Source organism: Vibrio sp. 10N.222.52.C12, from assembly GCF_041474215.1.
Taxonomy (GTDB): Bacteria; Pseudomonadota; Gammaproteobacteria; order Enterobacterales; family Vibrionaceae; genus Vibrio; species Vibrio crassostreae_C.
This window is the reverse complement of sequence record NZ_JBFRTR010000137.1, coordinates 1-10,433: the sequence shown is the minus strand read 5'-3', so window position 1 is coordinate 10,433 and position 10,433 is coordinate 1. Positions and strand designations below refer to the sequence as shown.

At 42.6% G+C, this 10,433-nt stretch carries 10 protein-coding genes; 2 read left to right on the top strand and 8 right to left on the bottom strand.

Translation table 11 applies throughout. The features are described from left to right. Positions 1–219 precede the first annotated feature (219 nt). From AB4623_RS21270 to dusA, 7 genes are all read right to left on the bottom strand, one after another. A complete protein-coding gene (locus AB4623_RS21270; protein WP_017059954.1) occupies positions 220–996 on the bottom strand; it encodes a phosphoadenylyl-sulfate reductase in 777 nt (258 codons plus the stop codon). After that, positions 989–2,716, bottom strand: a complete 1,728-nt coding sequence (cysI, locus tag AB4623_RS21265; RefSeq protein WP_372101198.1) for an assimilatory sulfite reductase (NADPH) hemoprotein subunit — start codon at positions 2,714–2,716, stop codon at positions 989–991. The genes AB4623_RS21270 and cysI overlap by 8 nt, the downstream gene beginning before the upstream one ends. Beyond that, entirely contained in the window at positions 2,716–4,581 is a 1,866-nt protein-coding gene (locus AB4623_RS21260; protein WP_372101200.1) for an assimilatory sulfite reductase (NADPH) flavoprotein subunit, read from the bottom strand. The genes cysI and AB4623_RS21260 overlap by 1 nt, the downstream gene beginning before the upstream one ends. A 123-nt stretch (positions 4,582–4,704) precedes the next feature. Continuing rightward, the gene (locus tag AB4623_RS21255) at positions 4,705–4,935 is read right to left on the bottom strand and encodes a hypothetical protein (protein WP_004735813.1); all 231 of its coding nucleotides are present in this window, start codon (positions 4,933–4,935) and stop codon (positions 4,705–4,707) included. A gap of 192 nt (positions 4,936–5,127) precedes the next feature. Beyond that, positions 5,128–5,799 (bottom strand): TIGR04219 family outer membrane beta-barrel protein, encoded by a 672-nt coding sequence (locus tag AB4623_RS21250; protein WP_102333451.1) that lies wholly within the window; start codon positions 5,797–5,799, stop codon positions 5,128–5,130. A gap of 135 nt (positions 5,800–5,934) precedes the next feature. Continuing rightward, the gene (pspG, locus tag AB4623_RS21245; RefSeq protein ID WP_017059950.1) at positions 5,935–6,156 is read right to left on the bottom strand and encodes an envelope stress response protein PspG; all 222 of its coding nucleotides are present in this window, start codon (positions 6,154–6,156) and stop codon (positions 5,935–5,937) included. Positions 6,157–6,362: 206 nt separating this feature from the next. Further along, positions 6,363–7,367 carry a tRNA dihydrouridine(20/20a) synthase DusA gene (dusA, locus tag AB4623_RS21240; RefSeq protein WP_019822275.1) on the bottom strand — a complete coding sequence of 335 codons (1,005 nt, stop codon included), beginning with the start codon at positions 7,365–7,367 and terminating at the stop codon, positions 6,363–6,365. A 104-nt stretch (positions 7,368–7,471) separates the two neighbouring features. Here dusA and AB4623_RS21235 point away from each other — a divergent pair, with 104 nt between their 5' ends. Both AB4623_RS21235 and AB4623_RS21230 read left to right on the top strand, forming a co-directional pair. Then, complete coding sequence (locus tag AB4623_RS21235) at positions 7,472–8,563, top strand: site-specific integrase (RefSeq protein WP_102421408.1); 1,092 nt, start codon at positions 7,472–7,474, stop codon at positions 8,561–8,563. Between the two features lie 91 nt (positions 8,564–8,654). After that, the gene (locus AB4623_RS21230) at positions 8,655–10,013 is read left to right on the top strand and encodes a P-loop NTPase fold protein (RefSeq protein WP_102421407.1); all 1,359 of its coding nucleotides are present in this window, start codon (positions 8,655–8,657) and stop codon (positions 10,011–10,013) included. A 155-nt stretch (positions 10,014–10,168) separates the two neighbouring features. Here the strand turns inward: AB4623_RS21230 and AB4623_RS21225 are convergent, their stop codons facing one another. Next, positions 10,169–10,300: a hypothetical protein gene (locus tag AB4623_RS21225; RefSeq protein WP_277871672.1), complete on the bottom strand. Its 132-nt coding sequence runs from the start codon at positions 10,298–10,300 to the stop codon at positions 10,169–10,171. Between the last annotated feature and the right edge of the window lie 133 nt (positions 10,301–10,433).

The following is a 10,433-nucleotide window of genomic DNA, read 5'->3' as shown; positions in this document are numbered from 1 at the left end:
AGGCGGCATTATAGAGATGTTCATCACATTGGCAAGTGTTTATTAAAGAAAGATGCAAAAATAACGATTACATGGCGAATAAACACTCAAAGCCTTATTTGTGCAAGTTTAACTACAGAGTACTTACAAAATAACCACAGACTTATCCACAATTGATCTAATTTTCATCCTAGAAAACAAAAAAGCTGCCTCATGGCAGCTTTTTAAATGGCAACGAGTCTAAATCCCAGAACCATATTGCTCTCCATCATCTTCATGGAGACCACATTCGCGTTTCAACCCATTAAAACGAGTTTCCTCTTCAGTCATACCCGGTTCCCACTTCTTAGTTGTATGTGTATCTCCAACAGAAAGGTAACCCTGCTCTCGAAGCGGGTGATAACCGAGACCATGCTCTTCTAGGTAATAGTGAACATCTTTATTCGTCCAATCGATTACCGGCAAAAATTTAAACACACCATTTTGGATAGATAAGATTGGCAAATTTGCACGCGATTGAGATTGCTCTCTTCTTAAACCGGAAAACCATGTCCCAGCCTCGAGCTCATCCAACGCTCTTCTCATCGGTTCAACTTTATTAAGCTTGTTGTACTTCTCTATCCCTTCTATACCTTGATCCCAAAGTTTTCCATATTGCGCTTCTTGCCAATTAGGGCTCTGTTGGGCGCGAAAGACTTGAAGGTTTAGAGTCAACTTCTGACTTAACTCATCAATAAAGCGATAGGTCTCCGGAAATAGATACCCTGTGTCAGTCAAAATAACCGGAATATCTGGTTTTGCTTGGGTCACTAGGTGCAACATCAATGCTGCTTGGATTCCGAAACTAGAAGACACAACATGTGTCCCTTCTAAATTATCTAAAGCCCACTTAACTCTTTCTAATGCGGTTAGCTGCTCTAACTCTGCGTTGATTTGTCCAAGACGAAGTATTTGCTCCGTCTTAGTCAATGCGAGTAGCTCTGCTAACTTCAATTTTGAAGCGACAGAATTATGCATGCAGATCCCTCTTGGAAATGATCACCTCTTCGATGATGCCAGCTCGGATTGTAAAATCACCGAACCCTTCTTTGTCGTTGCGTTCTGTAGCCCAACGTCCCACCAGCGCATCAATCTCTTCTAAGATCTGAGCTGATGTGATGTTCTCTTTATACATCTTAGGGATACGAGTTCCGGCCTTGTTGCCACCTAGGTGCATGTTGTAACGCCCCGGAGCCTTACCCACTAAACCAAGTTCAGCCAACATTGCACGACCACAACCGTTTGGACAACCTGTGATTCGAAGGATGATGTTATCTTCTTCTGGTAATCCATGTTTTTTCAGAATGTCTTCAACATCCGTTACAAACTCAGGAAGAAAGCGCTCAGCTTCTGCCATTGCTAAAGGACATGTTGGGAAAGCCACACACGCCATTGAGTTTTTACGTTGCTCTGAAACAGCATCATCCATCAAGCCATATTGACGCGCCAGTTTTTCAATCTTGGCCTTTTGACTCGTCGACACACCCGCAACAATTAGGTTTTGGTTTGCAGTCATGCGGAAGTCACCTTTGTGGATCTTCGCTATTTCAGCAACACCTGTTTTCAGAGCTTTACCCGGAAAATCAAGTAAACGACCATTCTCGATGAATAACGCCAAGTGGTGCTTACCATCAATGCCTTCCGCCCAACCAATGCGATCACCACGGCCAGTAAACTCATAAGGACGGCTTTCAGAAAATTCTACGCCTGCACGCTTTTCTACTTCTGCTTTGAATACATCAATACCAACACGGTCTAGTGTGTATTTGGTTTTTGCATTCTTACGGTTTGAACGGTTACCCCAGTCACGCTGAGTCGTTACCACCGCCGCTGCTACATCTAACGTTTTATCTAATGGCACAAAACCAAAGTCGTCAGCTTTACGTGCATAAGTAGAGGTATCACCATGTGTCATAGCAAGACCGCCACCGACTAACACATTAAAGCCCACCAGCTTTCCGTCTTCAGCAATAGCAACAAAGTTAAGATCGTTAGCATGGACGTCCACATCATTTTGCGGAGGAATGACAACCGTCGTCTTGAACTTACGCGGTAGGTAGTTGCTACCAAGGATAGGTTCTTCATCCGTTGTTTCTAGTTTTTCACCATCTAACCAGATTTCTGCATAAGCACGAGTCTTCGGTAATAGATGTTCACTGATCTTTTTCGCCCACTCGTAAGCTTCTTGGTGAAGTTCAGATTCAACCGGGTTTGTCGTACATAGAACATTTCGGTTTACATCACCCGCTGTCGCAATTGAATCAATGCCAATGCTATTTAGCGTTTGGTGCATCAACTTAATGTTCGGCTTCAAGACACCGTGGAACTGAAACGTTTGACGAGTTGTTAGACGAATTGAACCGTAAGAGGTACTTTCGTCTGCGAACTTATCAATCGCCAACCACTGCTTAGGGGTAATGATGCCACCAGGCATACGAGCACGAAGCATGACGTTATGTAACGGTTCGAGCTTTTGTTTGGTACGTTCGTTACGAATATCACGGTCGTCTTGTTGATACATACCGTGAAAGCGGATCAACTGAAAGTTATCAGCAGTAAAACCGCCCGTAATTCTATCTTGGAGATCTTGTTCAATCGTACCGCGAAGATTTTTACTTTCACGCTTAAGACGTTCATTGTCAGCCAAAGGTCCCAGTACTTGACCTAGCACTTCTTGCTCTATTACTTGCTTGCTCATTAGTACACATCCCTTTGGTAACGTTTCGCTTTACGTAAATCATTAATATATTGTTCAGCTTGCTCGCGGCTCTGATTGCCATGTTTTTCCGCAATTGTAACTAACGCTTCATGAACATCTTTCGCCATTCGAGTCGCATCGCCACATACATAGAGGTACGCGCCCTCTTGAAGCCATTGCCAAACCTGAGCTGCTTGTTCGATTAAGCGATCTTGAACATAAACCTTTTCTTTTTGGTCACGACTGAAGGCAACATCAAGCTTGGTTAGCGCACCAGACTTAAGGTACTTCTGCCATTCAACTTGATATAAGAAATCTTGAGTGAAAGTTCGGTCACCAAAGAACAGCCAGCTCTTACCTTGAGCGTCATTGTTTTCACGCTCTTGAACAAAACTGCGGAACGGTGCGATACCGGTACCTGGGCCGACCATGATGATTGGTGTATTGTCGTCTTGTGGTAATTTGAAGTTATTGTTGTTCTCAACAAACACCTTCACTTCACCACCCTCTTCAAGACGTTGAGCTAAGAAGCTAGAAGCTCCGCCTAAACGAGACTCTTCGCCTTTTTGGTATTCAACCAAACCAACCGTCAAGTGAACTTCTTCATCTACTTCTGCTTGGCTTGATGCAATAGAATAGAGACGCGGTGTCAGCTTACGTAACAGGCCAATTAACTCATCAGCCGATAGCTTAGTTTTCTTCTCAGCTAAAACATCGACAACTTGAGTATTACCCGCGTATTCACGAAGCTTGTCTTTATCTTCCACCAGCTTGATTAACTTCTTGCTGCCCGATAACTCAGCAAACTTAGTCACAAGTTGAGGGTTTGAAGTGGTAATCTCAAATTTACTCACTAGCGCACTATGGATAGATAGATTCTCACCATCGACATCGACACTTTCGATACCCGATAACCCAACCTTAGAAAGAATCTGATTTGCGAGTTCTGAACTGTTTTCATACCATACGCCTAGCGCATCGCCGGGTTGGTAGGTAATGCCCGACTCATCAAGATCAATCTCGATATGACGAACATCTTTACCCGAGTCACGACCCGTGATCTTTTGACTGGTTAATAGTGTCGCGGTGTATGGGTTTTGTTTGGTGTATTGCGAATGACCGGCGGCCGCTTGACCGACTGGTAATTGAACCACATCGGCTTCAGTGCCTGTCGATAGCGTCTCTTTTACTTGCTCTAATGCTTTAGCGCGCCATTCCGTTGCTGATTCTTCGTAATCAACATCACAATCAAGACGGTCGACAAACGATTTAGCACCAAGCTTAGCGAGGAAGCTATCGAAGTCTTTAGCCGTTTGGCAGAAGAACTCATAGCTTGAGTCACCTAAACCAATCACACCGTATTGTAGGTTTGATAATTTTGGCGCTTTCTTCGATTGAAGGAATTCATGCAACTCAATCGCGTTATCAGGGGCTTCGCCCTCACCATTGGTTGAAGCGACGAAAATGACGTGTGTCTCTTTGGCTAGGTTCTTACCTTTATAATCACTCGCATCGAAAAGCTCGACGGCGATACCTAAGGCTTTTGCTTCTGCCTCTAGCGATTCAGCGACGCCTTTAGCATTACCGGTTTGAGAAGCGAAGATAATGCTGAGCTTACCCGCTGGCTTAGCCGCTACTGCAGCGGCCGCTTGAGCGATTGGCGCAGCAGCACCGACAGGCTGAGCTTGGCTCACTCCCCAAAGGTAACCACTGACCCATGCCAGTTGCTGTGAAGACAGTTCAGAAACAGTTTGCTGAAGATGACCCAATTGTTGGTCATTAAGTGGTGCTGCTAGCCCAGGTAACTCATTAGCCCCAGACTGTGCATTATTATTTTGTGAAGACTCTTTCTTATTTAAAGACATGGTCACGACATCCCTAATCATTGCGTGACGATAGATTAACCACTCCTTTTAATAACAAGAAAGAATAGAAAAGTATGTTTTATAACTTTTTGGAAGTAAAAACCGATTGAAACGCAAATTGACTTACTGGTTTTCAATACGCACTTGCTGAAAGCCAACCGCCATTGCCGATTTAGATGCTAGGTCTAAATCCGCGTAATGGCACTCTTCACCATGAACATCAGTAAGCAGAACAAAGCCACCTCCCATATGGCGAAACTCCACAACCCAAGACCCTTCTTGAATTGAGGGCTCTATGATCGCTTCAACTAACAGATTTTCTCTATATAAATTTCGTAATTCATTGAGTGTCATATTCCATCCCTTGCTTTGACCTCACTACATAGACCTTATAAGAATAGACGCAAATTGGCTCTCTGTATTAAGGATGGTCGAAAGTGATGAATGTGCTAACTAATTCCAGAAAGATATAATCAATAGATATAAAAAAACGCCACTTAATAAAGTGGCGTTCTTAAAATTCGTTCTAAATTTGCTTTATATGGCCTAGAAGCGCACTTCAGCACCAGCAAACCAACCATCGACCATGACAAAGCTCTTGCCTAGTTCTGAGCTAAAGAACTCATCCGAATCTAAATCGATAACACGGTAACCACCACGCAGGGCAATTTCAGATTCTGATACTGGAATTCGGTACTGAACACCCGCCATCAAGTCAGTGCTCTTAATACCACTGCTATCACCGAACTCCATCGTACCAATGATATCGAAGTTAGTGTCCGGCACATTGATCTCTGCGTTACCGTAGAAGCTCCACGTGAACTCATCAAACGTCGATGTTTTCGCACCTGTTGCTTTTGGTTCAATGTAATTCGAGTTTGAGTATTGAGTAAACGTCACACCCGCATCGAAGTTCATCTGCTTGTGATCTAACAACGTGTAATAGAAGGTGTAGTCGTACTTATCGAAAGCCAATGAATCTGCATCAACAGAAGTATAGCGAAAGCTAGCGTTTGGTAGCATCGGGGCATTATGCTCAAATGCGAAATACAACGAAGGTGAGTTAGAATCGTCATCTTGTCTAACTTCGTTTAGCTTTGTACTTCCCCACCACATATCGGCACCGACTTTAGCCGTGTAAGAAAACTCTTCTTCAGCAGACACTGCTGAACTTAAAGATAGCATTCCCACTAAAGCAATTAATGGCATTTTATTCATTTGAGATAGCTCCAATTCCATATCGTAGTGCTAATTGTATGCACATTCATAGATTATTGGGGAAAATTCTACCACACATCTTAAATTCTAAAACGATAAACCGCTGACGAGTAAAGATTTGACGGCACGATGACCTTAGTAACGTCTCTGGTTAGAACTGTGTACAAAATTTTTGAAAAACCACACACCGATTGCAATCACGATCAACCAAGGCAGTAACTTAAACACGACGCCCATCATACCTAAGACCAACATGACTAATAACGCCACTCCGGTTGCAGCCAATACCGTCATAAACGTAATACCAGTGACAAGTAGAGTCGCAACGAAAATAAGAACAAATATTAATTCAAACATAATGGTCTCCCTAATGAGTTAATGACCTATCTTTCCTACTTTCTAACATTGCAGCTTCCATACCAAGTATGCCAACCCTATAAAATCCTTATTTATCAGATAAATAAAAAGCCACACATCTTCATGCGTGGCTTTTCGGAAACTTATAGTGGTAAATTTAACCTCTAGTGGCGAATTTAACCTTAAGTTTTTAACTTAGAGGGAGCTTAAACATTTAGCTCTTTAGGGATCTTAGCCAATGCTGTTTGCATCACTTCAATACCTGCACCTTTCTTATGTGCGTTTTCACTGATGTAGCGACGCCATTGTCTTGCGCCCGGCATGCTTTGGAACAAACCAAGCATATGACGAGAGATGTGTCCTAAGCTTGCACCATTTGAAAGCTCACGCTCAATGTACGGGTACATTTCTTCAACCACTTGTGAGCGCTTCTTAATTGGCGTGTCTAAACCAAAGATCTGCTGATCAACTTCAGCCAAGATAAACGGGCTATGGTAAGCCTCACGACCGATCATCACACCATCAAGGTGTTGCAAGTGCTCCTTAGTTTGCTCAAGAGTCGTAATGCCACCATTCACGGCAATCACCAGATCAGAGAAATCTTTCTTGATTTGGTATGCACGATCGTAATCTAGCGGTGGGATCTCACGGTTCTCTTTCGGGCTAAGGCCACTCAACCACGCTTTACGCGCGTGAATAGTAAATTGCTCACAGCCACCTTTTTCAGAAACCGTCGAAACAAACTTAGTTAGAAACTCATAAGAGTCTTGGTCATCGATACCGATACGCGTTTTCACGGTAATTGGAATATCAGTGACTTCTTTCATCGCTGAAACACAATCTGCCACCAACTCGGGCTCAGCCATCAAGCATGCACCAAATCGACCATTCTGAACTCGGTCTGAAGGGCAACCTACGTTAAGATTCACTTCATCATAACCGCGTTCACCAGCAAGCTTGGCACAAGCAGCAAGATCAACCGGGTTTGAACCACCGAGTTGAAGTGCAAGAGGATGTTCTTGCTCGTTATATTCTAGGAAGTCGCCCTTACCATGTAAGATCGCGCCCGTTGTTACCATTTCCGTGTACAGAAGAGTCTGCTGAGAAAGCAAACGGTGAAAGTAACGACAGTGGCGGTCAGTCCAATCGAGCATGGGTGCAACAGAAAGTCGGTTACTAGCGTATTTACTGGTTTTATTAGTGTTTGTCATGATTCAGTCTCAATTAATACTGTACAAACATACAGTGAATTACCTAGAATTAAACGGAATTACTTCCTGTAGTACCCCTCAAGTACCCCTTTAGGAGTTGGACAATGGCAAGTTATACCATCGAGACCAGAAAGCTAAAAAGCGGTGAACCAAGGTTCAAGGTAACAATCATCGTTAAAAAGAATTCGCGCATTATACACAGGGAAAGCAAAACTCTAAAAAAGAAAGCACTCGCTAAAGCTTTCGGTAAAAAAAGGGTAGCTGAACTAGAAGCTCAAGGGGTACTCAATCAACCAAAAACAGTCCCCCTTTCGGTACTCCTCGATTTATTCATGGCCGAAAGAGATCTTTGGGACAATACAGGCCGCACCAAACGCTATGTGATTAAGATGCTTAGGGATTGCGACATCGCCCAAGTTGAGAGTAATCAGCTACGAACTAGCGACTTAATCGAGCACTGTAAAAACAGAAGAGGCGCAGGAGCCAAACCCGCAACGATTTATCATGATATTGCTTACCTACGTTCTGTAATGAAAAAGTCTAAGCCTGTCTTCAACATCGACACCAATCACCAGATATTTGATGAAGCCGTCCCAGTTCTCATTGATATGACACTAATAGGTAAAAGCCAGAAACGAACACGTCGCCCTACTGCTGAAGAACTGAAAATCTTAAAGCTTGGATTAGAACAACGTGAGTCTTTCCGACCAAACGGCACAACTCGAATCCCCTTTACCGACATTCTAGAGTTCAGCATTCTTACTTGTATGCGGATTGGTGAAGTCTGCAAGCTGCGTTGGGAAGATCTCAATCAAGAGCATAAAACGATACTGGTTAGAGATAGAAAAGACCCTAGGAAGAAAGAAGGTAATCACATGATTGTGCCGTTGCTTGGCGAGTCATTTGAGATCGCACTAAAGCAACCAAACAAAGGTGATCTTATTTTCCCGTACAACTCACGAAGTGTTAGCGCAGGCTTTCAGCGAGTGAGAAACGAATTGGGTATTGAGGATTTGCGGTACCACGATTTACGAAGAGAAGGTGCAAGCCGTTTGTTTGAAAAAGGGTATTCAATTGAAGAGGTAGCTCAAGTGACAGGGCATAGGAACCTAAACATTTTGTGGCAGGTATATACCCAGTTGTTCCCACACAAATTGCACAATAAACAAGTCGAAACCATCAATTCAGATAGGTGACAAGTATCAATACAATTAAACACACTTGATGATACCGTCATAACCAATTATTCACGGCTAATTCGGCCTCTCTTAATTATGGATTAAGTTAATGTTCGACATACATTTCAACAATCGAGATGAATTCAATCGACAATCTATCGCTATAAATATCATCAACTTACTAGAAAGCGACATTAGTATTTCACCACTAATTATTGATGGTGGATGGGGGACTGGCAAAACTGAATTTTGCTGCAAATTGATAAACCTTTACAAAGAAAAAGATTCGAGCTCAATAATCTACATAGATGCTTATAAATCAGATCATGCTGATGAGCCTTTATTAACCATTCTTGCTGAGGTACTTAAACTCGTACCGGAGAAAGATGGTAAGAGACAAAAGACCATAAACAAAATCCTACCTGCAATCCGTTTTGGGTTAAAAACTTCCCTAAAAGCTGGAGTTGGACACTTATTAAAAACAGATGCAGCTGACATTGCAGAAGGATTCGAAAAAGAGGTCGCCCAAGCAACAGACGCAGCAATAGATGCTTCTGTTGAGAGTATCTTAAAGAGTCACATCGAGGCAGAAGAAAGCTTAGCCGCGTTACAACAAGTGCTAAAGAAGTTATCTTCAGAAAAACCAATTACAATATTTATTGATGAACTCGATAGGTGTAAACCTAGCTATGCCATCAAACTTTTAGAAGTGATCAAACATACATTTAATGTTCCTAACGTTAAGTTTGTCTTAGTTACCAACTCAAAGCAGTTAGAAGCGTCAATAGAACACTGCTATGGCAATGGTGTCGACGCTTCAAAATATCTAGACAAGTTCATAAACTATAAAATAGCACTACCTACAACTCAAAAAACAAACTACGCAATTGATACAAATAAAGTATCTTCTGTTCATTACAAAAATCTGATTAAGTCTAGTTTAACTCTTGGTGACACATGCCTTAGAGGACAATACAGCGAACAGTTCACAAATCTAGTCACAAGAGCAATCTCAGTACATAGCTTATCACTCAGAGAAGTTGAAACCCTTGTACGACATATTGAAGTTCTAAACATCGTCACCCCTGATTACCTTTCTGAAAATAAAATCTTTGGTTACTCGATGCTACACATTACGGGAATTTTATTCTCAGTTATAACTCCACAAGTTGCTCGAAAAATACATTCAAGAAGTGTCACTGCTGAAGAAATAGGCACCCTTTATGGCTTAACTGCAATCCCCGAGCTCAGTGAAAACCAATGGGAATCACCTGAGCACTATGAAATATTTACAGCTCTTATAGCTCAAGAATGTTCATCTAAAGAATCCTTCACAATTGACGGAGAGGATGAGGCAAGGTGGGAGCATTTGTTTAATAGGATGTTTGGGCGAGGGTGGGATAAACCAGATAAAACCATAGAAATTCTGGCATCCATTATAGACAGCATACATCTTTACAAAGCCTAATTATTGAGGGCTCTCTATGAGCCCTTCTTCCTAACTAAACGTTTTAGTCTCAAGTCGAATCAGTCGACTGTTATGCCGCCAAAACATTCCAATAATAACGATCATGGATGGCGGCAACCCCATCGAAGTTAAGTACTGTAAAATCTCAACCATAATTACTTGAACTCATTCCGTAGGGTTTCCCATAGGCCAAATACTATTGGAGCACTTGCGCCAATAATGCCACCGAATTGAACACCGTCTGCCGATACGCTCGCGGTGATAAGCTCAGGGTGACCAACTACCAAAGCAGCTCCCGCGCCAAGTAACGCTAAACCCTTTTTAGTGGATGGTTGAGCTAGGGAGCTTTTCTAGTAAGTCTTCCAAATCCGCGTGTTGGGAGTTCGAATCTCTCCACCCTACCATCTTCAAAGTGCATTA

Coding starts and splice junctions, on each gene's coding strand:
- pspG (WP_017059950.1), bottom strand. CDS start 6,156: ATGTTTGAATTAATATTTGTTCTTATTTTCGTTGCGACTCTACTTGTC.
- AB4623_RS21270 (WP_017059954.1), bottom strand. CDS start 996: ATGCATAATTCTGTCGCTTCAAAATTGAAGTTAGCAGAGCTACTCGCA.
- AB4623_RS21255 (WP_004735813.1), bottom strand. CDS start 4,935: ATGACACTCAATGAATTACGAAATTTATATAGAGAAAATCTGTTAGTT.
- AB4623_RS21235 (WP_102421408.1), top strand. CDS start 7,472: ATGGCAAGTTATACCATCGAGACCAGAAAGCTAAAAAGCGGTGAACCA.
- cysI (WP_372101198.1), bottom strand. CDS start 2,716: ATGAGCAAGCAAGTAATAGAGCAAGAAGTGCTAGGTCAAGTACTGGGA.
- AB4623_RS21250 (WP_102333451.1), bottom strand. CDS start 5,799: ATGAATAAAATGCCATTAATTGCTTTAGTGGGAATGCTATCTTTAAGT.
- AB4623_RS21260 (WP_372101200.1), bottom strand. CDS start 4,581: ATGTCTTTAAATAAGAAAGAGTCTTCACAAAATAATAATGCACAGTCT.
- dusA (WP_019822275.1), bottom strand. CDS start 7,367: ATGACAAACACTAATAAAACCAGTAAATACGCTAGTAACCGACTTTCT.
- AB4623_RS21230 (WP_102421407.1), top strand. CDS start 8,655: ATGTTCGACATACATTTCAACAATCGAGATGAATTCAATCGACAATCT.